Annotated in this window: 19 protein-coding genes; 9 read left to right on the forward strand and 10 right to left on the reverse strand. The window is 64.2% G+C overall.

Features of this window, described 5'->3' with window-relative positions:
• The coding region (locus tag EII42_RS10080) for a family 20 glycosylhydrolase (RefSeq protein WP_148098045.1) at positions 1 to 3409 on the reverse strand (3409 nt) is incomplete at its 3' end.
• Between the two features lie 112 nt (positions 3410 to 3521).
• Positions 3522 to 5195, reverse strand: coding sequence for a phosphoenolpyruvate--protein phosphotransferase (gene ptsP, locus EII42_RS10085; RefSeq protein WP_125171999.1), 1674 nt, complete (start codon positions 5193 to 5195; stop codon positions 3522 to 3524).
• Positions 5196 to 5454: 259 nt separating this feature from the next.
• Between ptsP and EII42_RS10090 the strand changes: the two genes are divergently transcribed.
• Both EII42_RS10090 and pknB read left to right on the forward strand, forming a co-directional pair.
• Entirely contained in the window at positions 5455 to 7917 is a 2463-nt protein-coding gene (locus EII42_RS10090; protein ID WP_125172000.1) for a sodium-translocating pyrophosphatase, read from the forward strand.
• Positions 7918 to 8087: 170 nt separating this feature from the next.
• On the forward strand, positions 8088 to 10187 hold the full coding sequence (gene pknB / locus EII42_RS10095) for a Stk1 family PASTA domain-containing Ser/Thr kinase (RefSeq protein ID WP_125172001.1): 2100 nt from the start codon (positions 8088 to 8090) through the stop codon (positions 10185 to 10187).
• 4 nt (positions 10188 to 10191) lie between these two features.
• Here pknB and EII42_RS10100 read toward each other — a convergent pair whose 3' ends face one another.
• The 5 genes from EII42_RS10100 to EII42_RS10120 form a co-directional block, all read right to left on the reverse strand.
• Positions 10192 to 11571, reverse strand: coding sequence for a class II 3-deoxy-7-phosphoheptulonate synthase (locus EII42_RS10100; protein ID WP_125172002.1), 1380 nt, complete (start codon positions 11569 to 11571; stop codon positions 10192 to 10194).
• Between the two features lie 58 nt (positions 11572 to 11629).
• Complete coding sequence (locus tag EII42_RS10105; RefSeq protein WP_125172025.1) at positions 11630 to 12271, reverse strand: response regulator transcription factor; 642 nt, start codon at positions 12269 to 12271, stop codon at positions 11630 to 11632.
• A gap of 30 nt (positions 12272 to 12301) precedes the next feature.
• On the reverse strand, positions 12302 to 13492 hold the full coding sequence (locus EII42_RS10110) for a sensor histidine kinase (RefSeq protein ID WP_125172003.1): 1191 nt from the start codon (positions 13490 to 13492) through the stop codon (positions 12302 to 12304).
• Positions 13489 to 14244, reverse strand: coding sequence for a 1-acyl-sn-glycerol-3-phosphate acyltransferase (locus tag EII42_RS10115; RefSeq protein WP_233558362.1), 756 nt, complete (start codon positions 14242 to 14244; stop codon positions 13489 to 13491). The genes EII42_RS10110 and EII42_RS10115 overlap by 4 nt, the downstream gene beginning before the upstream one ends.
• Before the next feature lie 61 nt (positions 14245 to 14305).
• Positions 14306 to 15433, reverse strand: a complete 1128-nt coding sequence (locus EII42_RS10120) for a C40 family peptidase (RefSeq protein ID WP_158676480.1) — start codon at positions 15431 to 15433, stop codon at positions 14306 to 14308.
• Between the two features lie 139 nt (positions 15434 to 15572).
• Here EII42_RS10120 and EII42_RS10125 point away from each other — a divergent pair, with 139 nt between their 5' ends.
• Positions 15573 to 17288: a DEDD exonuclease domain-containing protein gene (locus tag EII42_RS10125; RefSeq protein ID WP_125172005.1), complete on the forward strand. Its 1716-nt coding sequence runs from the start codon at positions 15573 to 15575 to the stop codon at positions 17286 to 17288.
• 39 nt (positions 17289 to 17327) lie between these two features.
• On the opposite strand, the gene EII42_RS10130 is transcribed toward EII42_RS10125, so the two are convergent.
• Positions 17328 to 17837 (reverse strand): peptidylprolyl isomerase, encoded by a 510-nt coding sequence (locus tag EII42_RS10130; protein WP_125172006.1) that lies wholly within the window; start codon positions 17835 to 17837, stop codon positions 17328 to 17330.
• 147 nt (positions 17838 to 17984) lie between these two features.
• Here EII42_RS10130 and EII42_RS10135 point away from each other — a divergent pair, with 147 nt between their 5' ends.
• Together EII42_RS10135 and EII42_RS10140 are read left to right on the forward strand one after the other, a co-directional pair.
• A complete protein-coding gene (locus EII42_RS10135) occupies positions 17985 to 18782 on the forward strand; it encodes a hypothetical protein (RefSeq protein ID WP_125172007.1) in 798 nt (265 codons plus the stop codon).
• A 111-nt stretch (positions 18783 to 18893) separates the two neighbouring features.
• On the forward strand, positions 18894 to 19502 hold the full coding sequence (locus EII42_RS10140) for an A24 family peptidase (RefSeq protein ID WP_125172008.1): 609 nt from the start codon (positions 18894 to 18896) through the stop codon (positions 19500 to 19502).
• Between the two features lie 41 nt (positions 19503 to 19543).
• On the opposite strand, the gene EII42_RS10145 is transcribed toward EII42_RS10140, so the two are convergent.
• Positions 19544 to 19942, reverse strand: coding sequence for a response regulator transcription factor (locus EII42_RS10145; protein WP_125172009.1), 399 nt, complete (start codon positions 19940 to 19942; stop codon positions 19544 to 19546).
• Positions 19935 to 20921 (reverse strand): cytochrome c oxidase assembly protein, encoded by a 987-nt coding sequence (locus tag EII42_RS10150; RefSeq protein ID WP_233558363.1) that lies wholly within the window; start codon positions 20919 to 20921, stop codon positions 19935 to 19937. The genes EII42_RS10145 and EII42_RS10150 overlap by 8 nt, the downstream gene beginning before the upstream one ends.
• A gap of 205 nt (positions 20922 to 21126) precedes the next feature.
• Between EII42_RS10150 and EII42_RS10155 the strand changes: the two genes are divergently transcribed.
• The 4 genes from EII42_RS10155 to EII42_RS10170 are packed head-to-tail and all read left to right on the forward strand — an operon-like array spanning position 21127 to position 25348.
• A complete protein-coding gene (locus tag EII42_RS10155; protein ID WP_125172028.1) occupies positions 21127 to 21717 on the forward strand; it encodes a heme-copper oxidase subunit III in 591 nt (196 codons plus the stop codon).
• A 15-nt stretch (positions 21718 to 21732) separates the two neighbouring features.
• Positions 21733 to 22533: a c-type cytochrome gene (locus tag EII42_RS10160; RefSeq protein ID WP_125172010.1), complete on the forward strand. Its 801-nt coding sequence runs from the start codon at positions 21733 to 21735 to the stop codon at positions 22531 to 22533.
• Positions 22530 to 23657, forward strand: a complete 1128-nt coding sequence (locus tag EII42_RS10165) for a ubiquinol-cytochrome c reductase iron-sulfur subunit (RefSeq protein ID WP_125172011.1) — start codon at positions 22530 to 22532, stop codon at positions 23655 to 23657. The genes EII42_RS10160 and EII42_RS10165 overlap by 4 nt, the downstream gene beginning before the upstream one ends.
• The gene (locus tag EII42_RS10170; RefSeq protein WP_125172012.1) at positions 23657 to 25348 is read left to right on the forward strand and encodes a cytochrome bc complex cytochrome b subunit; all 1692 of its coding nucleotides are present in this window, start codon (positions 23657 to 23659) and stop codon (positions 25346 to 25348) included. Before EII42_RS10165 ends, EII42_RS10170 begins: the two co-directional genes overlap by 1 nt.
• Positions 25349 to 25389 lie beyond the last annotated feature (41 nt).

Here is a 25389-nt window from a genome sequence, read left to right on the forward strand (position 1 = left end):
CGCTCGGCTTGGGCTCGCTCGGCTTGGGCTCGCTCGGCTTCGGCTCGCTCGGCTTGGGCTCACCCGGCTTGGGCTCACCCGGCTTCGGCTCACCCTGAGCCGGGCAGTTGGCTCCCGGCTTCCACTCCTTGGCAATCAGCTTCTCTGGCGGGGCGTCCGGGTTCTCCGGGGCCTTGCGGAAGACAACTTCTGCGGCCGTCGCAAACGGGCTTCCGCTCGCCTGGGGTTCCCTGAGCATCAGTCGAACATGGCGAGCGCGCTGCGGGAACTCAATCAGGGTTCCCGCCGCCCCATCGTTCAGCGTGACCCCGGCCTTGGCCTTCGTCCAGGTGCTTCCGTCGGAGCTCACCTCGATATCGATCAGCTTGATTCTGCCGTTCGTGTTCGCCTGCCTCGGCAGCCAGTGAACCGAAGACAAGTCCGTCTCGGCTCCCAGGTCAAAAGCAAGCCAGTGGGGGAACTGGGCGACCGGTTGCGACCACTGAGAGTGCCAGAAGGTCTCCGGATTCCCGTCGACGGCGGCGGAGGCCCTACCATTGGGCGCCGTCTCGTTCAGCGCCTCACTGGAAGCGGTGGCCCGCACACCAGCAACTGGTTCGCCCACCGGGCGGGCGACTCCGGAACGCACGTCCACGACATGCTCGACGAACTTGCCGTCCGGGCTGGTGATGCGCAGCAGGTGCTCGCCTTCCTCCGTCCCGTAGCTGACGTAATGCGACAACTCAACCGTGCCGTTCTTGCCCGACAGCAGGTTCCCGACGTCGGTGCCGTCCCACGTGACGTTCAGGAATTGTTCCGGCTGCATTCCCTGGACGCTGACGACAACGCGGGCATCGTCGCGGGTCCCGTTGGTGCCCTCCGCCGGGCGGATGGCCTTCACCGTGGACTTCGGCACCGCGCACGCATCGTAGACGAATCCTGCGGCCTGCCGCCCCTGGCCGGCGACCACGACGATCTCCGCCTGGGCGCGTGACCCGTCGGAGAGACGCACGGTCGCGGTGTACGAGCCGGGGCGTGGGTAGGTGTGGTCGGCGCCGACGCTGTACAAGCTCGTCGCGCGCACGGGCGTACGGGGGTACTCCGTCGCGAACACTGCGGGCACCTCGGCCGATCCGTCGCCGAAATCGATGATGGCGGTGATCGCATCCGTCGAACCCACTGGCTGCACCTGGGTACCGTCATCGCTCAGGGTCGTGCGGGGCGCCGCGAGCAGGCCCACCTCCACCCGCGCCTCAGTTATTCCCGCCGCGCCGGGCAGGCCTGCGAGAGACCGTTCCCAGGCCACCTTGGGTCCGTCGTAGAAGTTGGTGCCCAGGAATTGGAGACGGGCACCGACGTCGGCCATACGCTTCAGGAACGAGGGGGTTTTGCGCTGGGACTGCTTGGTCCACCCCACCTCGGCATGCGAGATCGCGCGGGGGAACACCAAGAACTCGTTCTGGTACCCGCCGCGAATCGACTCGGACCATGTCGGGGCCTCGACACCGACAATCTTGTCATCGCCCACGCCGGGGATCACCCGGGCCGGATCCCAGTTGTAGTAGGCATCGACGTCGCCCTGTCCTGCCCAGGTCAGGCCGATGGGGGTGTTCGGGCCGCCCGGCTTCTCCGGACCATACTTCTGGTCCAGATAGGAGTTTCGGGCGGTGGAGATGACCACCTTGGCGCCCTTCTTCTCGACGGCTTCCTTAGTGAATCGGGTGTCCCCCACCCAATAGTGCACGATGTCCCCGGGCAACAAGTCGGCCTCGGCGTACTCGTTCCAGCCCATGGTCTTCTTGCCCAGATCGTGCACCATTCGGGTGGCCCGGGCGACGAACTGCTTGAAGTGCTGGTGGTTCATCGAGTGCGTCTCGTCGCCGCCGATGTGGATGTACGGCCCGGGAGTCAGGTCCCGCAGCTGGGTGAAGATATGCCTGAGCGAAACCCAGGTCTGCTCGTTGGTCACGTCGAGCGCCGAGCGGCCGACACCGCCGTCGTTCTGCTCTGCAACTGTGCCGTACTTGGTGGGCCGCGGCAGCGAGTGCTCGGAGTTCAACTCGGGAACCGCGTGAAGCAGCGCGTTGGTGTGCCCCGGAACATCGATCTCCGGGATCACCGTGATGTAGCGCTCCTGCGCGTAGCGCACGATCTCCCGGTAGTCGTCCTGCGTGTAGAAGCCGTGCCGCCCGAACTCTCGCTGGTAGTTCTCCGAGTGCACCAGCATCGCCGATTGACCACTGACTTCGGTCAACTTGCTGTAGTCGACGGGGTCGTCGGCGGCCTTGCCCTCGTTCGTGATCTCGATCCGCCACCCCTGGTCGTCCGCCAGGTGCAGGTGAAGCCGGTTCTGCTTGAAGACAGACATGGTGTCGATCTGCTGTTTCAGCTCCGCCACCGTAAGGAAGGAGCGGGCCACGTCGGCCTGCACACTACGGTGCGCAAACCTCGGCGCGTCCTTGATACCTACAGGGGTCACCTCCCAGCGCGCGGTCACCGGCTGCTGGGCGTGCACGGCGGGCGGCAACAGCTGCTTAAGGGTCTGCACCCCGTAGAACAGTCCCTCTTCGGCGCGGGCCGTGATAGTCACCTTCGCCTTGTCAACGTCCAATTCGTAGGCGTCAGCGATCGCCGGGGTGTCGATTCCCGGGTCGAACTCGCCATCCAACACGAAGTGGATTGTTTCCTGTTCCGGATCCTCGACGACGGGCAGTTGCCATCCCGTGGCCGCGTTCAGTTCCTGCGCAAACAGTTCCGCGACGCGCTTGGCAGCTCCGGTCGCGACGAGCCTAGTTGTCGAGCGCAGAACAAACGGATCGCCCTGCCTAGCTGTCACACTCGCCGGCAGCGGGACTAGGCCGAGCTCCGGCGCGGGCGGCGGCGGGGCTTCGTCGCTTTCTACCCAGACCTCGAATTCGTACATCGACATGCCATACTTCACTCCCCCGAACGGGGTGCGTTCCACGCCCTGCATCCGGACGAACTTCCAGTCCTCCCCCGCAGTCGCCTCGTTGAGGTTCACCTGCTCCGGTCCCGCGACGTTGCTCCCAGGGCACTGCGGGGTGCGGACGTCCGAAGCGTCCACGTATTCGGTCCCGTTCTTGCTGACTTGAAGCTTGTACCGTGCGGGACACGCCGTCTCCCACTGGAAGGTAACGTGGTGGAGGTGCGCGGCCTCGGCCAGTTCAACGGCGATCCAGGCGTCGTCGCTGGTGTTTGAGGACCAACGGCTACTGAGGTCGCCGTCAATGGCGTTCTCTGCCGGCCATTGCGGCCGCTCATTTCCAGATGCCGAGACAGTGGCCCCGCGGCTCTCCAGAGCAACGTTCACGAGTTGCGGCTCCGCTGGTTCGGCCCCCGCATGCTGCACCGTGGCTGCACTGATCCCCAGAGCGACGGAGACCACGACGGCCCCGAGTCTTAAGCTCATTCGCTCGCCTTTCGATAGCGGCTTTCCCGAGGATGCTGCTTCGGCGAAACACCCCAGGATGCCTATTTCCAACCGAGCCGACTATAACGGCGGCGAACGAAGCGCAATAGTTCTAGAGCAAATCGCGCAATTCAGAATGAGTGTTTCCTTCGACGACGGCCCGTGCCTCGGTGGCGGAGGATGCGGCAACGGCCAGCTGGGCGAACCCCTCACATTCCGCCAAGGAGTGATGCCGGAGCGCGAAGCGGACGGCGTTCACCTTCGCCAAGCTCATCGACAGCGACGACACTCCCAAACCGACGAGGACCAGCGCCAGCAACGGATCCCCGGCCGATTCGCCGCAGACCCCCACGTGCGCCCCGGCCTCCCGCCCGCCGGCGCAGGCCAGCCGGATCATCTCAAGTGCGGCCGGCTGCCAGCCCGAGAGCAGTTCGTCCAGTTCGCCGTTCAACCGATCAGCCGCCATGGTGTACTGCGTGAGATCGTTGGTGCCGATTGAGGCGAAGTCCAGCCCGGCCAGCGTTCGGCCTGCGGTCACGGCAGATGCCGGAGTCTCGATCATGATGCCGACGTGTTCCAGGTGGTGGGCGCGCACACGCTCGGCGAACCAGCTGGCTTCCGCAGCGGTCGCGACCATGGGCGCCATGACGTGCAGGTTCCCGCCGACCTCGCGGTAGGCCTGGGCCAGTGCGGCAAGCTGATCCTCCAACAGCTGCGGGCGGCGCTGGCTCAGTCGGAGACCGCGGACACCGAGCGCGGGGTTCTCTTCCTTCCCCAGGTTCGCGAAGGCGAGCGGTTTGTCGGCCCCCGCGTCGAGGGTGCGGATCACCACTCGCCGGCTGCCGAACGCACGCAGCACGGCGGCGTAGCTCTCGGCCTGCTCGGCAACCGACGGCGGCTCGGCCCGGTCCAGGAATAGGAACTCGGTGCGGAACAGCCCGACCCCCTCGACGTCGGATTCGGCCGCCCGTTTGGCATCCGCCACGGTGCCGATGTTGGCCAGCAACGCAACCGGGCGGCCGCAAGAGGTCTGGCCCGGGCCACGCACCTCGCTCAACAAGGCCGAACGTCGGCGCGCGCGTTCCTCAAATCCGGGCCGTTCCTCGGGGTTCGGGTTGACGATAACCTTCCCGGTCGCGCCGTCAACGGCGAGCAGCTGTCCCGATTCGATCTCCGCGGCCTCGCGCGCTCTGACTACCGTCGGAATGCCGAGGTTGGCGGCGATGATCGCGGTGTGGCTTGTCGGCCCGCTGGCGGACAGCACCAGAGCCAACACCTCGCTGGGCAGCGTGGCGACATCCGCGGGAGCCAGATCGTCAGCCACGACAACCGCCGGGGCGTCGAGCTCCGGAACACCCGGCTCGGGCAGACCACGCAGCTTGCTGATCGCCCGATTCCGCACATCGTAGAGGTCGGTCGCCCGTTCAGCCATGTAGCCGCCAAGGGAGCGCAGCTTCTCCACGTAACCCTCGATGGCCTGGTGCACTGCACAGGTCGGCCCGATTCCAGACTTCAGTTGCGCGTTGATCGCTTTGATCAGCCCCCGGTCGGTGGCCAGTTGGGCGGTCATCTCAAGGATCTCTGCGGCTTGACCGCTGAACGCGGCAGCCTTTGCCCGCAGGCTTCCGGCCACCTCCTCCAGCGCTGCCCGGACCCGTTCCGCCTCCGCAGCCACATCAATGCACGGGCTCTCAAACTCCTCGAAACCCGCCACCGGGCGTACCCTGGCAGCAGGCCCCCAGGCCAGCCCCGCTGAAACGCCGATTCCCTGCAACGTCTTTGTCATGCATCCGCCTCACAAGTTGCCCGGGCCGCGCGCCCTGCGCAACCACGGCGCCGCGTCCTCGACGCAGCAACCACAAACTTGCGGGTAGTCTAATACACCACGGTCAGGGCGCGGGCCGGCCTTTAGCAGGGTTTCACTCAGTCACTTTGCGCGGATCGGCGCGCTTCCCTACCCCCTGCGAGCCTTCGCACGACGCGGCGTAGTATGAGTCGCGACGGCGCTTGCCGTTGACCTATTTCAAAGGAGAAGTAGTCTCAATATGAACGCGAATCTCAGAAAGCGTGGCGTGGCCGCGCTGCTGAGTACCGCTGCGCTCGGCCTAGTGGGCTGCGGCGGTGGTACCGGCGACAAGGAAGTCCACCTGGGCGGTGAAGCGATGCTTCAGCTACCAGATCTTGGCAGCCAGCAGTTCTTGGGTATGTCGGGTGACGTGATCCTCGGCTTGGGGCTGATCGTCTGCGCCCTCGGGCTTGGCTTCGGCGTGATGACCTACATGCAGTTGACCAGGATGCCTGCTCACCAAGCGATGCGAGATGTCGCCGAACTCATCTACTCAACCTGCAAGGCCTACCTGAAGCAGCAGGGCAGGTTCCTGCTGCTGTTGTGGGCCTTCATCGCGGCCATCATCGTCGCCTACTACCTGTTCTTGGTCGACTTCGGCTTCGGAAAGACCCTCATCGTCATCCTGTTCTCCCTGATCGGCATGGCCGGCAGCTACGGCGTGGCCTGGTACGGCATCCGGGTCAACACACTCGCCAACGCACGGACGGCGCATGCTGCTCTGGGTGGAAAGCCGTACCCCTGCCACGACATTCCGCTGCGCTCCGGCATGAGCATCGGGATGGTGCTGATCTCCGTGGAACTCGCGATGATGCTCCTGATCCTGGTGTTCCTCCCCGGCGATGTGGCCGGCGCCTGTTTCGTCGGTTTTGCGATCGGCGAGTCGTTGGGCGCAGCAGCGCTCAGAATCGCCGGAGGTATCTTCACCAAGATTGCCGATATCGGCTCCGACCTGATGAAGATCGTCTTCAAGATCAAGGAAGACGACGCTCGCAACCCCGGCACCATCGCCGACTGCACCGGAGACAACGCCGGCGACTCCGTCGGCCCCTCCGCCGACGGCTTCGAGACCTACGGCGTGACCGGCGTTGCGCTGATCACCTTCATCCTCGTCGGAGTCCAGAACCCAGTCATTCAAGTGCAGCTGTTGGTCTGGCTGTTCTTTATCCGCTCCATCATGGTGGTGGCCTCCGGCATCTCCTACTACCTGAACGCTGCACTCACCCGAGCCCGGTATCGCGAGGCCGATGAGATGGACTTCGAGCGCCCGCTAACCAACCTCGTGTGGTTGACCTCCGCGATCTGTATCGCCGCAACCTTCCTCAGCTCTATCCTGCTGATCTCTCACATGGACAACGGCCTGTGGTGGAAACTGTCGCTGATTGTGTCCTGCGGGACCGTAGCCGGTGCGTTGATCCCAGAGCTGGTGAAAGTGTTCACCTCCACCAGCGCCAAGCACACCCGCGAGGTCGTTGTGTCCTCCCATCAGGGGGGCTCCAGCCTGAACATTCTCTCCGGTCTGGTGGCCGGCAACTTCTCCGGGTATTGGATCGGACTAGCCGTGGCAGGCCTGATGGGAGTCGCCTACGGCATCTCGACGCTGGGCTTGGGTGACATCATGCTGGCCCCCGCAGTCTTTGCCTTCGGGCTCGTCGCCTTCGGCTTCCTTGGCATGGGCCCGGTGACTATCGCGGTTGACTCGTACGGGCCAGTCACCGACAATGCGCAATCTGTGTTCGAGCTATCCACCGTCGAGCGGCTGCCCGGCGCGGCCGAGGAACTCGCCGAGGAGTTCGGCCACGACATCGATTTCGAGAAAGCCAAGTACTTCCTGGAAGCCAACGACGGCGCTGGAAACACCTTCAAGGCCACCGCAAAGCCGGTTTTGATCGGAACCGCCGTCGTGGGTGCCACCACGATGATCTTCTCGATCATGATCGGGCTGACCAACGGGCTCACCAATAATCTTGACAAGCTCTCCCTGCTGCACGCCCCCTTCCTGCTGGGCATAGTCATGGGTGGCGCGATGATCTATTGGTTCACCGGAGCTTCCATTCAGGCGGTAACCACCGGTGCTCACCGGGCAGTCGAGTTCATCAAGGAAAACATCAAACTCGCCGACACCGATTCTGCCTCGCGGGAGGACTCGGCCCGGGTGGTCGAGATCTGCACCCAGTACGCGCAGCGGGGCATGTTCAACATCTTCCTGGGCCTCTTCTTCGCCACCTTGGCCTTCGCTTTCCTTGAGCCCTTCTTCTTCATCGGCTACCTGATAGCGATGGCTGTGTTCGGCCTGTACCAGGCTGTGTTCATGGCGAACGCAGGTGGCGCATGGGACAACGCTAAGAAGCTCGTTGAAGTGGATCTGGATGCCAAGGGAACCGATCTGCACGATGCCACAGTGGTGGGCGACACCGTGGGTGACCCGTTCAAGGACACCTCCTCTGTCGCGTTGAACCCGGTGATCAAGTTCACCACACTTTTCGGCCTGCTTGCAGTCGAGTTGGCAGTCGCGCTGCCCCTGCTCGGCGTAGGCTGGCTTGCCCCCGTGCTGGCCGTGGTGTTCTTCTTGGTCTCGGCCGCCTTTGTGGTGCGTTCCTTCTACTCCATGCGCATCAACCAGCGCATGGAGGATTTGGCGATCGAACGGGTGACCGACTGACCTTGTGTGGTGCCCGTCGCTCATCGCGGTGGGCACCACACAGCCGGGTTCATCCTGCTCCGCCATCCGCGGCCTGACAGTGCGACTCGCCGTAGGGACATCAGACGATTCTTGACTGCTCCCCCTACAATCGATCCGAAGTACGCCGCCCCGACCGTGATGGAGTATGCATGAACGGCACTCTCGACCCGCTGGTCGGCCAAGTGCTTGATTCGCGCTACGAAGTCCTCGCGAAGGTGGCGCGAGGTGGCATGGCTGCGGTTTATCGCGCCCGCGATCTCAGGCTGTCGCGCACCGTCGCGTTGAAGGTCATGCGCTCCGACCTCACTGAGGACGACGAGTTCATCGCGAAGTTTGACCGCGAGGCGCGCTCCGCTGCCGTCCTGTCTCACCAGAACATCGTCAGCATCTTCGACCAAGGTGTGGCCCACGGCCAGCCGTACATCGTCATGGAGTACGTGGACGGCGAGACCCTGCGCCGAGTGATCAGCCGAGAGGCTCCCCTTCCGCCCGAGCAGGCACTCACCTACATGGAGGGCATCGCATCCGCGCTGGCCGCTGCCCACGACGCCGGCGTCGTACACCGCGACATCAAGCCGGAGAACGTGCTCATCTCTCACCGAGGCCAGCTGAAAGTCGTAGACTTCGGTCTCGCACGCAGGGTCGGCTCCCCACAGATGACTGCCACTGGGGTACTCGTCGGCACCGCCTCCTACCTGCCACCAGAACTCGTCACACACTCCCGCCCCGACTCTCGCAGCGATGTCTACTCCGCAGGCATCCTGCTGTTCGAACTCCTCACCGGTTCCAAACCACACACCGGAGAGAACAACTACCAGATTGCCTACCGCCACGTGAATGTGGACATCCAGCCTCCAAGCGTTCGCTTGGCAGAGCTGCACAAACGCACCAACTGGCAGATCCCGGACTATCTGGACGCGCTCGTGCAGGCCGCCACTGCACGCGACCCGGAGCAGCGCATCGCCGATGGGGAGACGCTGCTGAACGGGGTGCGCCGCGCACTCAGCCAGCTACAGTCCAGCGGATATGCAGACAATCCCACGCTGGCGACACAATTCGCCCCGGCCCCGTCCAGCAGCGCGATCACTCAACCGCTGCCCCGGCTAGCCAAACGGCCCCGTCCCCTACCCGGGCCGGACCGGCCCGGGTGGCTTCCTGCTGCCGCCAAGGCTGACGACTCGCCGCAGCCTAACGGGTCGGAGACCCCGCCGACGTCGAGCCACGTGCCTCTCCCCGGAGAGGCGTCGCCTGCCCGCTCGCCACAGAGCGGCAGGCCGTCCCCTGCGCTGCCCATCAAGAAAGTCGGAAACCAGCCGCGAAGCCAGCACACGCCAGTCTTTCACCTATCCACCCACCCAACCCATCGACGGCGGCGCGGGATACTGGCGTTGTTGCTGGTCATCCTGCTCACCGCCGGGGCGAGCGTCGGATCCTGGTGGTGGATGGCCGGGAGATACACCACCGTGCCGGCGCTCGTCAACCAGTCCGAGGCCTCGATCCGCCAAGCTGCCACGACAGCCCAAGTGGAATTGGAGATGCTGTCTGAGCACTCTGAGGACGTCCCCGCCGGGCAGGTGATCCGAACCGACCCCACCGCGGGCGAGCGCGTGCTGCGCAACTCAAACGTACAGGTCGTGGTCTCCCTCGGCCCGGAGCGCTTCGCCATGCCCACCGTCGAAGGGCTGACCCTGGACGCAGCCAAGGAAGCCCTCGCCGAGCGGAACCTCGCGCTCGGCGAGGTCACCGAGGAGTGGCACGAGGAGATTGCCGCAGGCACCGTGCTGAAAGCGGAACACGATCCGGAAGTCCCATTGAAGCGGGACACCGCCGTCGCCGTGGTGGTCTCCAAGGGGCGAGAACCCATCAGCATCAAGGACTACCGAGGACGCGATGTAGCCAAAGCCGTCAAGGAGTTGGAGGGCGCCGGATTCAAGGTCAGCGTTGGCGAGGAGCACAGCACCGACGTGGCGAAGGATAAGGTGCTGGCCCAAAGCCCCAGCGAGGGAACCGGGCACCGCGGAGACGAGATTCAGCTCGTTCGTTCGTTGGGCCCCGTCATGGTCACCGTGCCGGAGGTGGAGTACTTGCCTCGGCAGGAGGCGGAGAAGGCGCTGCGCGACGCCGGGTTGAAATGGCGGGTTGAGAAGGCGTCCGGCTTTCCGCTCAGCCTCGGCATAGCCGCAGGCACTTCGCCCGGAGCGGGTACCTCGGTGCCCGAAGGCACCGAGGTGATCCTCTACATCGCTTGACGGGTCAGAACTCCTTCACAGCGAAGTCCTGCACTGGGTTGTGCCGGGTCGAACGCAGCTGGCGCAACCGCTTGGCGACGGTGAACGCCAGTTCCAGCGACTGGTTCCGATTCAGCCTGGGATCGCACACCGTCTGGTAGCGGGAGGCGAGATCCTCCTCCGTCAGGGAGAAAGCACCGCCGACGCACTCGGTCACATCATCGCCCGTCAGCTCGACGTGCAGTCCGCCCGGCCAGGTCCCCAGCTGTTCATGTACGTCGAAGAATCCGTTGACCTCCTCGGCCACGTCGGCGAACGAGCGCGTCTTGAACCCGTTCGCGGCCTCGAACGTGTTGCCGTGCATCGGGTCGCACACCCAGGCCACCTTGCGCCCGGTCGCTTCGACACCCCGGATCAACTCAGGAAGCACATCGCGGACCTTACCCGCACCCATCCGGGTGATGAACGTGATCCGGCCTGGCTCGCGCTCGGGATCCAGCGCGTCAGCTAGGGCGATGGCATCCGCTGACGTTGAGGATGGGCCAAGCTTAATCCCCAGCGGGTTCCGCACGCGCCTGAGCAGTGCGACGTGGGCGCCCTCCAGCTGACGGGTTCGCTCCCCTATCCACAGGAAGTGCCCGGAGACCAGATAGGGCAGTTTTGTGCGGGAATCGATCCGGGTCAGCGCGCGCTCGTATTCGAGCAGCAACGCCTCGTGGCTCGCGTAGAAGTCCACCGTACTCAACGTCTCGTCCCGCACACCACAGGCGACGATGAACGCGAGCGCACGCTCGATCTCGTCTGCAAGTTCCTCATACTCGGTCTCCACCCGAGAGTCTCTGACGAAGGCCGCATTCCACATGTGCACGCCACGCAGATCAGCCAACCCACCCTTGGTGAACGCCCTAACCAGGTTCAGCGTCGCTGCCGACAAGTCGTACATCCGGGTGAGCCTGCGTGGGTCGTGTGCCCGCGCCTCGGCGGTGAAGTCGAAGCCATTCACCGCATCTCCCCGGTAGCTGGGCAGGCTGACCCCCTCGCGAGTTTCGGCGTCCTTCGAGCGTGGTTTGGCGTACTGCCCCGCAATCCGGCCTACCTTGACCACGGGCACTTGGGCGGCGTAGGTCATCACCACGGCCATCGACAGCTGCACCATCAGCTTGCGTTTGATGTTGTCCGCCGTCACCGCGTCGAAGCTCTCCGCGCAGTCCCCGCCCTGCAGCAGGAACGCCCGTCCTTCGGCCACCGCAGCAAGCTGCTCCCGAAGCTCATCGCATTCGCCGGCGAAGACCAACGGCGGGCGGGCCTCCAATTCGTCAACAACGCGATCCACCTCAGCGGGATCCGGATAGGTCGGCTGCTGAACCTGGGGCAGCGCGCGTAGTTCTTCCCGTGACATCGACATGCGCAAGAGGTTACCCGACGCTACCCGCTCAGGCAGCGCTCCGTCACAGGAGTGAAAACTACTCGTCTGGATTGTGCAGTCCCTGCTCGATCGCGTAATTAGTGAGCTCCACCCGGTTATGCAGTTGGAGCTTGCGCAACACGTTTTGCACATGGTTCTGGACGGTGCGGTGCGAAACGATCAACACGTCGGCGATCTCCCGGTACGCAAGGCCCTTGGCCACCCAGCGCAGCACGTCGATCTCGCGGCTGGTGAGGATTGGGCCGTCGCTGTCCTGGGCGCGAGCCACGTTAACCATCCGTCGAAATTCGCCCAGCACCAGGCCGGCAAGCCCTGGGGTGAACACGGCGTCGCCGGCGGCCGTGCGTTTGACTCCCTCAATCAGCTCGGCCTTGGAGGCTGATTTCACCAGGTAACCCTTCGCGCCCACCTTCATCGCCCGCAACACGTCGTCCCGCTCGCCCGAAGCCGACATCACCAGGACCTGAAGATCCGGAAACTCACTGATCAAGGTCTGGATGCAGGTAGCTCCATCGGGCTCTGGGATCTGCAAGTCCATCACCAAAACCTCCGGACGCACCGCTCGGGCACGTTGCAGACACTCCGTGCCGTTCTTCGCCACAGCGACGATCTCAAACCCGACCTCGGTGAGGTCCTCGCTGAGGGCATCAATCCACATGGGATGGTCATCAACCAACATCACCCGTTTGCGTTCGAGTTCCGACACAATTCACTCCATATCAATCGGAATTCGCAACTCCCACTCTGTGCCCGCTCCCGGCGCGGACTTGAGAATCGCCGACCCACCAATGGCGGAGATTCTACCGATAATGGAGTCGCGAATGCCGAACCTTCCTTCTTCGGCCGCCTGCCGTGCGGCGCGGGCATCCATCCCCACTCCGTTGTCGCGCACCCAGATGATGGCCTCATCGTCCACTTCCTGATCCAGCAAAACCCAGACCTGGGCCTCAGCTCCCGCGTGCCGCTCCACGTTCTTGAAGATCTCTTTCAGTGTAGCCTCAATCTCTGCCACCGTGCTCTTGGGCACCAGAACCTCACCTGCCATCGTCGAGACCGTCACTCTGGCGGAGGCGAACTTATCCAGTGCCCCGGCCAGATCAACGTGCGAGGAGTCGGTCTCGATCTTCACTTCGCGGTCCTGCAGCAGCGCGCGCAACTGCGACTCTGACTCTCGGGCGAGCGCGGCCAACCGCACCCCAACGTGCCCGAGCGCCGGCCCCTCCCGCTCGACCAGCGCTAGCACCTGCAAAGCCCCGTCGTGGACAATTCGCGAGAGTCGCTCGCGCTCGGCGAGCGCGGCTGCTTTCATCCGCTGCTGTTCCTGCTCAGCCAGGGTGTTCCGGAACTGTCGCACGAGAATCCCCATGCTGGCCGCGACGAGGATGATGATGAACGACATCCCCGCCCGCTGCCATGAGACGTGCGACGGGACGATGAACAGCCCGACCGAAACCACGAGGGAACTCACCACGCCTGCCATCGGGGACGAGAAGATCGCGGCATACAGTGGCGCCGCTGCCGCCCAGTAGCCCGCGAGCGTCAGCTCGGCTCCGCCCGCAGGAACGGCCAACGGGGTGGCCAGAACGAGCATGGCGGTGACAGCAGCGTCAATGGCTGCGTACTTCAGCGTCCGTTTTTCGGGGTTGATCAGCCGTTCGGACACGAACAAGGTCCAGACGATGATCACGACGCAGGCCACCCAGATGATCCAGGGACGAGTGGCGATGGGCAATACCAGCACCGTGTTGACGAAGACCGCGTGCAGACCAAGGAGCCCGCGCACGACCACCGCTACCTGGTAAACCCTGCTCAGGATGTCGTCGGGATCGCTACGCAGCAAACCTGACCAGTAGAGCCATGACCGGTGCCGCCGTTGAGGGGGATCGACTGTTTCGCTCACTCGGCTCCTTGCTCAGCCGGAGGGGTCGACTTGGGCGTCCCAGGGCGTGGGCGAACGTACGCAGACAAATCCTGGCCCTTCAGGTCTCCGTGCTTGGCCCGCGTGCCATAGACGTCAACGTATTCTTGCCCCGTTAGTTCCTGGATAGCGGCCATCACCTCGTCGGTGATGATTCTGAAGTCTGCCGGCTGCTTAGCGGGCTGCCGGTCGGAGAAGTGCAGCGGTTTGCCGACAACGATCCGAGGGCGGCGCACCCAAGGGATACCGAACAATCCCTTGACCTTGCGGGTGTCGAACAGTCCGATCGGGATCACCGGGACCGAGTTCTGCACGGCCAGTCGAGCCACCCCGGTGTGCCCCTTGTAGAGCCGCCCATCAGCTGACCTGGTCCCTTCGGGATAGATGCCGATGAGGTTCCCCTTGGCCAACACAACGGAGATCGCTGCCAGCGCCTGGCTGCTCGCTCGCCCACCCCCGCGTTCCATCGGCACCGTGCCGATGAGCCGGAGGAACCCCCCGACGATCCAACTCGCCGGACCCTTAGCACGGAACAACTCAGCTTTCGCTGGGTAGAACATCTCCCGAGGCATCATGGCCGGCACCACGACAGAATCCATCGCGGCTATGTGGTTCATGGCGAGCACCGCTCCACCGCTGGCTGGGATGTTCTCGGCGCCTTCAATGCGCGCACGGAACCCCCACAACACCAGTGGGCGAAAAATGAGATGCTTAAAAATCTGGTAGCTGATCAAGTCACTCCTTCTTCCCACTGGAGTCTAGAGGGAAGAGCCGGAGTGAGCGCAAGGCCCCTAACTACAGAACCCGAACGACGCCCTTCAACGGCATAGAGTGCAGGCCGGTGATGTTGATGCCGGTGCGCGGGTTGGCCGCGTGCACGATCTTGCCGTTACCGATGTACAGGCCGACGTGGCTCGGGCCGCCATAGTAAAACACGAGGTCGCCGGGCTGAATCTCGCTCACGGGGACCCTGCGACCGGCTCCGGAGTACTGCGCTCGCGACGAACGCGGCAGGCTGATGCCAATTTGGCGGTAGGCATACGAAGTCAGGCCCGAGCAGTCGAAGGTGTTGGGGCCAGAAGTGGCGTAGACATAGCGCTTGCCAACCTGAGCGACAGCAGCATTGATCACGGTCTGCACGCGGCCGCTGGACGCGGCAGGGGCCGAGGCGGGCGCTGACTCCGGGGCATCCGACGCTTCCTCGGGCGCCGCCTGCTGGCTGGCCGCCGGGGCTGCGGGACGCTCGGAATCGCGAGAGGCGGATGCGGCGGCCGCACGTCGAGCAGCCTCTTCACGCTCCGCAGATTCGCGGGCCCGACGCTCCTCGGCTTCTCTACGAAGCGTGTCCAGCCGGTCTCGCTCTTCCTTGCTCAGGCGGTTGTAGATCCGCTGAGCCTCGGTTTCCTTCTGCTGGTACTCGGTCAGTTTGGCCTGCTGGGTGGCGAGGTTCTCATCCATCTCGCGCTTGGCCTGCGCGGCTTCCACGCGCAACACCTCAAGGCGGGCCTGATCGTTCTGCAGCGCCTGGAGGGAGGAGCTAGATCGCTCGTTCTCCGACTGGACGGTGGCGAGGGTAGAGAGGAAGCCCTCGGCGTCATTGCGGGTAAGGAGTTGCAGGGTGAAGTCGACCTGCCCCTGCTGCATCTGCAGCACGGCGCTGCCACCGATCTGGTCAGCCAGATCAATGACCCGCTTCTCCTGAGCCTCCAGGTCTTCGGTGGCCCGCTCCATGCGGGTCTTGGCTTCCTCGGCCTTGGCGCTGGCCTCGATGCCCTCCTGCTCGATCTCGGAGACCTGGGCACTGATGGCGTCGAGCTGTTCCTTGGCCTTTGCCACCGCGTCGGGATCAGAGAAGGCGACCGAGTCCACAGACAGCAGGGCACCGACCAATACGCTGGCGAGGGCAAATCGAGCGATCTTCACGAGCATCTCCAAGAGGGCTTGATAGTGATTCTGAGAGAATCTTAGACGCCATTCAGGCTAAACCCAAAGCGTTTCGACGGGAAAGATCATAATCCCTTGTCAGAGCAATAATGTCGTAGCTGCGCGCTACCCTTGACTCATGGCCAGCCCCCTTTCTCAGCCCTCCTTCGACGATCTGGGCACCCCCCTGCACGAAGCCACCTTCGTCGTGGTGGACCTGGAAACGACAGGCCCCGGGGCCGAGGCTGAGATCACGGAAATCGGAGCCGTAAAGCTGCGCGAGGGCGAGGTCGTTGGCACCTTCCAGACTCTCATCCGCCCGCAGAGCCCCATCCCGGCCATGATTCAGGTTCTGACGGGTATCACGAATGAACTGGTTGCGGACCAGCCGACGGTGTCCGAGATCCTGCCCTCCTTTCTGGAGTTTCTGGGGCGATCCGTCCTCGTGGCGCATAACGCACGATTCGACGTGGGCTTCCTACGGCGCGCGTTCGCCACCAATCACTTCACCTGGCCGAGCCCAACCGTCATCGACACCCTGGCACTGGCCCGCAACTGCCTGGCCCGCGACGAGGTGAGAAACCACAAACTTGGCACCCTGGCCGCCCATTTCGGGGCCGCCACGGTACCCACCCACCGAGCGCTCTCCGACGCGCTGGCGACCGCCGACGTGCTGCACGGCCTTCTTGAACGAATCGGGAACCGGAACGTGCGAACCGTCGAGGAACTCGTCGAGTTCCTGCGGCGAGTCTCCCCCGATCGGCGCGCAAAGCGCGTCTGGGCGGAGTCCTTGCCGGAAGCCCCGGGCGTTTACTGGTTCGAACGCCGAGGAGATGCGGAGACGGAGGTGCTCTACGTTGGCAGGTCCGCCCGCCTGCGTTCTCGGGTGCGGTCCTACTTCTCGGCGGGCGAGAAACGCAGACGGATGCACGAGATGGTTCGGGTGGCGACCGGCGTGGGTCACGTCGAGTGTCACACCCTGCTGGAAGCCCAGGTGCGGGAACTGCGGATGATCGACAGGCTCCAGCCACACTACAATCGCCGATCTCGTCGGCAGGAAAAACTGAAATGGCTGAGGCTAACACCCGAGATGTTTCCTCGGCTCGCCGTGGTCAGTGAGATAAGCGGCGGCACGCCACACTTCGGCCCGTTCGCCAGCCGGCGAGCAGCCCAGGACGCCATGGACGCGATTCACGACGCCTTCCCGCTGCGCAGATGCACCCGCAGGCTGAGCACGCTGGCGCCGAGCAAATCGTGCCCGTGGGGCGATCTCGGGCGCTGCGCCGCGCCCTGCCTGCTGGGGGAGGCTGGCGCCCGCTACTCGGATTTGGTGCGCTCGGTGGAGCAGCTCTGGCTCGGCGACGTCCGGCCGCTCGTCGAGCACGCGGCCTCCCGGCTCCGACGACTGGTCGCGCAGCTGCGCTACGAGGAGGCGAGTTCCGTGAGCCGCCGAGTCACCGCCCTGCTCGCCACGGCCGAGCGGCTGCACCGGGTCCGGGCTGTGGCGGCCTGTCCGGAGATCGTGGCGGCCCAGCCCAGCGAACGCGGTTGGGACATCCACGTGATTCGCCACGGCCGGCTGGCGGGGGCGTCGAGCGCGCCCACGAGCCGGGTACGCCAGGTTGCGAGCGCCACCCAGTCCGCAGCCGGAGCCGTCTTGCCGCCAGCAGAAGGGAAACTCGCCGCGACTTTGGAGGAGGCGGAGATGGTTGCGCGGTGGCTTGAGCAACCCGGCGTGCGGTTGATCGAGATCAACGGTGAATGGGCTTGGCCGGTGGCGGCCACCATCACCGAACGCCAGTTTGCGCGGCTACTGCGTCCACCATGCCCACGCAAGCCCGCCAGTCGAAACTGAACCGGCCCCGCCGGAAGCGGGGCCGGTCGGCGCTTGGCCTCAGGCCAGGCTCACAGACTGAATCACCACGGGGTCGAGCGGCCGGTCGGCCCGATCAGTGGGCGTCTTGGCGATTGCATCCACCACCTGCTGGGAGGCCTCGTCCGCCACTACGCCGAAGATTGTGTGTCGCATGTTCAGGTGCGGCGTCGGCGCAACCGTGATGAAGAACTGGGAGCCGTTGGTGCCCGGTCCCGCGTTGGCCATGGCCAGCAGGTAAGGCTTGTCAAAGCGCAGCTCCGGATGGAACTCGTCGGCGAATCGGTACCCGGGGCCGCCCCGGCCGTCCCCCCTGGGGCAACCACCTTGGATCATGAAACCGTCGATGACCCGATGGAAGGTGAGTCCGTCGTAGAACTTGCCTGTCTTGGTTTCACCCGTGCCGGGGTCCTCGTACTCCTTGGTACCACCCGCCAGGCCGACGAAGTTGGCCACGGTGTTGGGGGCGTGGTCTTCGAGGAGCTGAATGACGATGTCTCCCCTGTTGGTGTGCAAAGTAGCGGTGCTCACGCTGTTTCCTTTCCATTTGTTGATGCCAAGTGTTGCAGATCCGAGGCATTTGGCAATGGATCACGCAGTAGTTGGCGAGGCCCGCTACCGTTGAAGGTGCTCGATCACGAGCCGCTCGATCACGAGCCAAATCAATTGGAGGTACCTGTGAGGAAGTCCCAGAAGTTCCGGAAGGCCGCCGTGGAGCAAGCCTCCGCCGCCGCCGAGTACGGACAGAAGGCGCTCAAGGAAGGTGTGGCGAAGGCCCAGGTAGTGTTGGAGGAAGGCGTTCAGCAAACACAGGAACTGCTGACCAAGCTCCAGGAACAGGCCGTCCCCAAACTGCACCAGGCAAAAGTTCGCTCAGCCGACTTCGCAGCCCGCAAGTTCGACGCCATCGAGCCGCACCTGCGCGACGCACTCGATCGCGTCCAACCCACCGTAGAATCCGCTCGGGACAAGGTAGCCGGTGATCTACTGCCGCGGCTTTCAGCCGCACTGCACGAAGCCGCTGAACACCCGAGCCCGGTAGTTCATCGCAAATCGCGCGCGAAGACCCTGCTGAAACTGCTTGCCTTCGCGGGCCTGCTCGCTGGCGCGGTAGCGGCGGTTCGCCACTTCCTGGCTCCGAAGGACGACGGATGGACCGCCCACGAGCCCTCACGCGCCTACGTCAACAACAACGACACCTTTGCCACCGCGGCCAAGGTAGCCGCCGAAGCCGCCGAAGCGGAGGTAGTCGAGGATGCTGAACCGGCACAAGACACGCCGGAGCCCAGCAGCAAGTACGGCCCGGATTCCTACGTGGGCGACGAGCCACCGGCCGAATACACCATCAAGGGCAACGAACGCTCGATGAAGTACCATCTCCCGGGAAGCAACGCCTACGATCGCACGATCGCCGAGGTCTGGTTCGCCACCGAAGAGGCGGCTGAGGCTGCCGGCTTCTCGAAGGCCCAACGCTGACCCACTGATCGACCCTTCTGTTGGCGCCGTTCGGTTGGGCGGCGCCAACAGTTCTCCACAGTGCGCCCGCTGCGGTCTCGCGCAAGCGCCAGCCGGGCTAGCCTCGTGCGCATGTGGTCAAGTTGGCTGGTCGCCGTGCTGGTTGCGGCCGTCGTGCAGGCTTTTCTGGTCCCCCGCCTGACGGTCCGAACGCTTTCCGGGGAACCTCAACCCAATTTCTCCCGGTTGGGAGGCTGGTGGGTGTTCCCCGCGGCGGGTCTCTCGGCGCTGCCTGCTTGGCTTTCCACCATCAACCCGGATACCCGCTGGCTGCTGCTCGTGTGGGCGATCTCCGCCCCGTTGGCCGTGACCGACCTGGCCACCACATATCTGCCGAATCAGTTGATGTACCCGCTCTGGGCAGCCCTCGCCCTCGCGGTTGCCGCCCAACCTAACCTCGTAGCCCTGGGGATCCTAGGCGGAGTTGCGGCCTACGGCGGCTTCTGGCTGGTTTGGCGGTTCAGCGGTTCCTTGGGATATGGCGACGTACGACTGGCGGGCGCCGTCGGTCTCCTGGCTTCGCCTCACGGTGCCGGAGGCGTGCTGCTCGCCCTCTGCGCTGGCACAGCACTCGGCGCGGTCGCAGCAGTGCTCGCGGCATGCCGGGGCCGGCGGGTCATCCCCTACGGCCCCTGGCTGTGGTTGGGTGCGCTGGCGCCCTTCGTCGCCCAAGCGGGATGACCGGGCGGGACGGCACGGATCAAGCTTCGAAAAATCAGGCCCTAACCAACCCGAGCGCGCAGCAGGTCCGCCGCCTGCCGCGGCATCTCGAAGGGATCCAGCGGGTATGGGGTGATCGCGTCCGCCCGGGACCAGGTCGCGAGCCAGGTGTCGACCTCGCGCACGATGAGCAGCATCACTGGCGGGCAGTCGTGGTACTCCTCCTTGAGCTGGTGGGCCAGCCCAAAACCTCCGCTCGGCTGCGCCTCCCCGTCGAGCACAACCAGCGAATACTCGCTGCCGGAATCCAGCGCACGGAGCAGGGCTGCTGGCGTTGCCACCTCAAGAACCTCGACCTCGGGCAGATCAGCGGCCACCTTCTTGCCCAGGGTGACACGCACCTGCTCACGGACAAGACGATTGTCGGAGTAAACCAGCACCTTCACCGGATTGTCAGTCATGTCTATCGTCCTCGCGGGGTAGTTCGGTCTTCTCGGGTGAGTCTAGCCCCTCTCCGGCGAGTTGCGCCGCACGAGCCCGCTCCTCCCTCAGGGCCTGGCGGTCTGCGCGACGGGCCTCCCGCTGAGACTCCTGGATCCAGCGCACGAAGATGACGGCCATCGCGTAAATCATCGTCAGATCGCCGGTTGCCCACATGAGCGCCCCGGCCCAAGTCTGATCCATAAGCGGGCTGACCCCCCAGTCACGCTCGAAGGCCAGGTACCACTCCTCCGCGATCAGTCTCTTGCTGCCCAGGATCATCACGCCCAGGAAAGCGTGAAAAGGCATCGTGAGGATAAACATCACGACGCGGATCGGGTACGGGATCCGGTATGGCTGGGGATCCGGTCCAAGCAGCGGCATGAAGAACAGACAGCCAATCACCACCAGGTAGATGTGCAGCAGATCATGGTGGAAGTCGTTCACCAGGGTGAGTTCGTACCAGCCAGTCAGGTAGAGCAGGAAAGGGCTAGCCATCATGATGCCCAAGGTCAGCGGCGGGAAGAGCAGCACCTTGGCGAACCAGCTGTGCACGAAAGCGAGCAGCCACTTACGTGGCTTGCCCGGCAGCACTCTGAGCGCGAGCGTCACGGGCGCGCTGGCGGCCAGGAACACCGGCGCGACCATGTTGAAGATCATGTGCTGGATCATGTGCGCCCAAAACAGCACGGAATCGTAGACGCCCAAGAAGCTGAACGACGCGACGGCGATCAGCCCCTGCCCACTCAGGAATCCCGCCGTGCGCCATCTCGACCACTTGTCGCCGCGCCGCTTGAGAAGGTGTACGCCGTACAGGTAAGCGCCGGTCATCAGGCTGAGCGAAAGGACGATCCACCAGGGAAACGTCCAGGCGGTGAAGTATGTCCAGCCCACGAGCGGCTCGATGAGGTCGTCGGGCTTCGCGTGGGACGGCAGCAGAGCGGCTGCGAGGATCGGCATAGCGCGCATTGTCCCACCCCCAAGCAGAAACATTTTGACTGGGGTGACCTTAAAACGTGACGGGAGACCGATTTGCCGCAATAATGAGGCCGTGGTCACGAAAGCAGAAACAACGGCGCCAGCGGGGCTGAAGCCCACAGGAGCGCTGCACGAAGTCCCCATAACCCGACTGAACGCGCCTAAGGGCCGCCCGGACACCGTATCCATCGGAGTCTGGGTGTGGCTCTCAAGCGAGCTCATGTTCTTTGCGACGTTGTTCGCCGCATACTTCATGCTGCGCAACACCACCAACGAGATCGCCGCGATGAACGGCACCCCAGCGATGTGGGCCACCGAGTCCGCTCACCTCGACGTAACGTTCTCCTCCATCAACACCGCCATCTTGGTGTTTAGCTCCTTCACCTGCCAGTTCGCCGCCAACGCAGCCAGCGCCGGACGCGTCAACGGCTCCTGGATCAACCCCATGAAGATGGGCATGCGACAGGGTTTCATCATCACCGCGGTCCTGGGCTCGATCTTCATCGCCGGCCAGGTTTGGGAGTACTTCACGCTCTTCTCCGAGGGCTTCACGATCAGCACCAACCAGTACTGGTCCGCGTTCTTCCTGGCAACAGGCTTCCACGGCTTGCACGTCCTGGGTGGCATCGTCGCCTTCTTCTTCGTGCTTGCCCGTTCCTTCATGACCCGTACGCATACCCATGAGCAGACCGTCGGAGCGCACGTTGTCAGTTACTACTGGCACTTCGTCGACGTCATCTGGATTGTGCTGTTCGGCGTCCTCTACTTCCTCCGTTAAACCTCAGGAGCAACTTTGAACACCGACACCAAGCGTAAGCGCAAGGCGTTCGCTCGCCCCTGGCTACTCGTCCTGGCCCTCTTCCTGGTGGGCGTCGCCTATTCGGTGACGACCCCCCAGCCGAGCTCCGCAGACTCCGATCTGACGCAACAACTCGTCATGGGCAAGGAAATCTACGACACGACCTGCTCCTCCTGCCACGGCCTCAACGGTGAGGGGCAGAAAGTTGGCGTGTCCCTGATCGGCGTCGGTGGCGCGGCCGTCGACTTCCAGATGGGCACTGGTCGCATGCCCGCCAACCGCGGAGAAGCGCAGATCCCCACTGGCCCCGTGGTCTACACCCAGGAGCAGATCGACGCAGTGGCCGCCTACGTGGCGACGTTCGGGCCCGGGCCGGCAGTGCCGGAGAAGTCGCAGTACTCTCCCGAGGGGCTGACCACCGAAGAGATCGCCCACGGCGGATCCCTGTTCCGTGCCAACTGCTCGGCCTGTCACGGCATCATCGGCGGCGGTGGCGCAATGCCTGAGGGCAAGAAGGCACCCAGCCTGGCCAACACCGACCCCGCCCACATCTGGGAAGCCGTGCGGTCAGGACCACAGCAGATGCCGATGTTCAGCAAAGAAGTGCTGGCTGACGACGACGTCCGGCAGATCATCGGGTATGTGAAAGCCGCGCATGCCCAGCCGCGCTATGGCGGCTTCGGCATCGGCGACCACGGCCCCGTTACCGAAGGCATGTGGATCTTCATCGTCGGCCTGGGTCTCCTCGCCGTCATCGCCGGCTGGATCGCCAAGAAGGGAGTTCGCGCACGATGAGCAACAACTTGCCCGTCAAGGACCCGACCGCAGACCACGTTGTCGCGGATCCGGGCGTGGAGGAACACATCGAACGGTTCACCGATGTGGATGAGAAGGCCGGCAACCGGGCCTATCGCGCCATCCTGCTCATGCTGGGTCTCGTCCCAGTGCTGGCGATAACCAACCTGGTTGTCTACTTTGCAGTGCCTAAGCACCACCAGATCAACATCGAGTTCGCGTCGACCAGTTTCGTTCTGGCGAGCGCCCAGAACTTCCTGCTAGGCCTCACCGCCGGTCTTGCCGTGCTGCTGATCGGCCTCGCGGTCGTACAGTGGGCGCGTGTCCTGATGAACGACCACGAGATGATCGAGGAGCGCCACTCCGCATCCTCCGACGAGGAGACCCGCGCCGTCGCCATCGAGAAGTGGCAGGCCGGGGTCGCCGACTCCAACATCAAACGCCGGCCGCTGATCCTGGGGGCCCTGGGTGGTGCAGTCGGCATGGCTGCGCTGCCAGCCGTAGTCACCCTGGCTGACATGGGACCCTGGCCCACCGCGGCCACCCGCAAGGAAACCATCGAGAAGACGCTCTTCGCCGCGGCTCCGGAGAAGGAAGTCCTGCTCGTCAACGATGAGACCTGGCGCCCCATCAAGGCATCGGACCTTGAGATCGGCCAGCTCGTGAACGCCGAGCCCTCGAATTTGCACGGCTGGGTCGACGACGACGGCAAGCATCACCACGAGGACGCTCTGCACGGTGTGGAGGGTCATCAGGCGAAAGCCAAGGCCGCCATCGTCATCGTGCGCATGGATCCGAATGACATCAAGATCCCTGAATCACGCAAGGACTGGCATGTGTCCGGCATCCTCGCCTACTCCAAGATCTGTACCCACGTGGGCTGCCCCATCTCGCTTTGGGAGCGGCAGACCCACCACCTGCTGTGTCCCTGCCACCAGTCCACCTTCGACCTCGGAAACTCCGGTGTCGTCGTCTTCGGCCCTGCGGCACGGTCACTGCCCCAGCTGCCGATCACGGTCAACGCTGATGGGTACCTCGTCGCACGCGGCGACTTCACCGTGCCCGTCGGGCCCAGCTATTTCGAGCGTGATTCCCGAAACGATTACAAGGATGGTGACGCGTGATGGCCAAGCCAACCACCGTCGGCGCCAGCGCCGACGTTCTTGAGACCAAATCGGCAGACCACGAGTCCAAGCATCCGGCTGCTGGCATCGCCAGCTGGGCTGACGAGCGGATGGGGCTGGGCAAGATCGCACGATTCGGGCTGCGCAAGGTGTTCCCCGACCACTGGAGCTTCTTGCTGGGCGAGATCGCGCTCTACACTTTCATCATCTGCCTGCTGACCGGCATCTTCCTGACCATCTGGTTCAAGCCGTCCATGGCAGAGGTCACGTACGACGGTTCGTACCAGCTGCTCAAGGGCGTGCCGATCTCCGAGGCCTTCGCGTCGACGCTGCACATCAGCTTCGACGTGCGCGGCGGCTTGCTGCTTCGCCAGATTCATCACTGGTCAGCTCTGCTTTTCGTTGCATCCGCGACGGTGCACGCGCTGCGTGTGTTCTTCACCGGCGCGTTCCGCAAGCCGCGCGAGGTCAACTGGCTGATCGGCGTCGGCCTGCTGGGGCTCTCCCTGCTCGCCGGTTTCTCGGGCTACTCGTTGCCCGATGACCTGCTCTCGGGGACCGGCCTTCGTTTCGCAGACGGGCTGATTCGTTCCATCCCGATCCTCGGCACCTGGATCGAATTCTTCCTGTTCAACGGCGAATTCCCCGGCGACATGATCATCAGCCGCCTCTACATGGCGCACATCCTGCTCATCCCCGGTCTGCTTCTTGGGCTGATCGCCGCGCACATGGCACTGCTCGTGTACCACAAGCACACCCAGTACCCCGGCCCCGGTCGCACCAACAACAACGTGGTGGGCTACCCGATGTTCCCCGTCTACGCCGCAAAGGCGGGCGGTTTCTTCTTCATCGTCTTTGGCATGATGGTGCTGTTCGGTGGTCTGTTCCAGATCAACCCGGTGTGGCTCTACGGTCCCTACGATCCCGCCAAGGTCACCGCCGGTTCGCAGCCGGACTGGTACATGGGCTTCGCCGAGGGCTTCGTGCGCATCATGCCGCCGTGGGAGTGGCACATCGGCTCCACCACTTGGAGCTGGAACGTGTTCATTCCCGGCGTCGGCGGTTTGACGATTCTGTTCACGCTGCTGGCTCTGTGGCCATTCGTCGAGCGGTGGATCACCGGCGACAAGCGCGAGCACCACATCCTGGACCGCCCGCGCAACGCGCCAACCCGCACCGCTTTGGGCGTGGCAGGAATGACGGCATACGCGGTGCTGTGGCTCGGTGGCGCCAACGACATCCTGGCCATCCGGTTCGGCCTCAACCTGAATCAGATCACGATCGCTCTGCAGATCCTGCTCTTCGCTGGCCCCGTCACGGCCTTCATCCTGACTCGCAGGCTGTGTCTGTCCCTGCAGCGTGCCGACCGTGAGCGCGTTTTGCACGGCTCCGAGTCGGGGGAGATCGTACGTACTCCAGAGGGGCGCTACTACGAGGATCACGTGCCGTTGTCCGACGAGGAGGCCTTCGCCCTCACTCAGCATGCGCAGTACCCAGTCGTCGAGGCCAACGACGGGACCTCCCCGGATGGCGTAGCCGGCCCGGTGAAGGTTTCGAAGTGGCGGGCTGCGCTTTCCAAGTGGTATTTGGGACATGACATCCCGAAGCCCACGGGCGAAGAAATCGCTGATGCTCATGGCCACGACGAGCCAGCACTCGACGCGCCCGCGCCACGGCGAGAGTTGCACTGACCGCCGCTTGGACTGGTTTGGGGGCGGATCCGCTAGCGCGG

Origin of the sequence: Tessaracoccus sp. OH4464_COT-324, assembly GCF_003932855.1 — a bacterium.
In the GTDB taxonomy this organism is placed as follows: Bacteria; Actinomycetota; Actinomycetes; order Propionibacteriales; family Propionibacteriaceae; genus Arachnia.

Bases quoted from the DNA above. Each gene is read 5' to 3' on its own strand.
- ptsP (WP_125171999.1), bottom strand. From the start codon at position 5,195: ATGACAAAGACGTTGCAGGGAATCGGCGTTTCAGCGGGGCTGGCCTGG.
- EII42_RS10090 (WP_125172000.1), top strand. From the start codon at position 5,455: ATGAACGCGAATCTCAGAAAGCGTGGCGTGGCCGCGCTGCTGAGTACC.
- pknB (WP_125172001.1), top strand. From the start codon at position 8,088: ATGAACGGCACTCTCGACCCGCTGGTCGGCCAAGTGCTTGATTCGCGC.
- EII42_RS10100 (WP_125172002.1), bottom strand. From the start codon at position 11,571: ATGTCGATGTCACGGGAAGAACTACGCGCGCTGCCCCAGGTTCAGCAG.
- EII42_RS10105 (WP_125172025.1), bottom strand. From the start codon at position 12,271: ATGTTGGTTGATGACCATCCCATGTGGATTGATGCCCTCAGCGAGGAC.
- EII42_RS10125 (WP_125172005.1), top strand. From the start codon at position 15,573: ATGGCCAGCCCCCTTTCTCAGCCCTCCTTCGACGATCTGGGCACCCCC.
- EII42_RS10140 (WP_125172008.1), top strand. From the start codon at position 18,894: ATGTGGTCAAGTTGGCTGGTCGCCGTGCTGGTTGCGGCCGTCGTGCAG.
- EII42_RS10145 (WP_125172009.1), bottom strand. From the start codon at position 19,942: ATGACTGACAATCCGGTGAAGGTGCTGGTTTACTCCGACAATCGTCTT.
- EII42_RS10150 (WP_233558363.1), bottom strand. From the start codon at position 20,921: ATGCCGATCCTCGCAGCCGCTCTGCTGCCGTCCCACGCGAAGCCCGAC.
- EII42_RS10165 (WP_125172011.1), top strand. From the start codon at position 22,530: ATGAGCAACAACTTGCCCGTCAAGGACCCGACCGCAGACCACGTTGTC.
- EII42_RS10170 (WP_125172012.1), top strand. From the start codon at position 23,657: ATGGCCAAGCCAACCACCGTCGGCGCCAGCGCCGACGTTCTTGAGACC.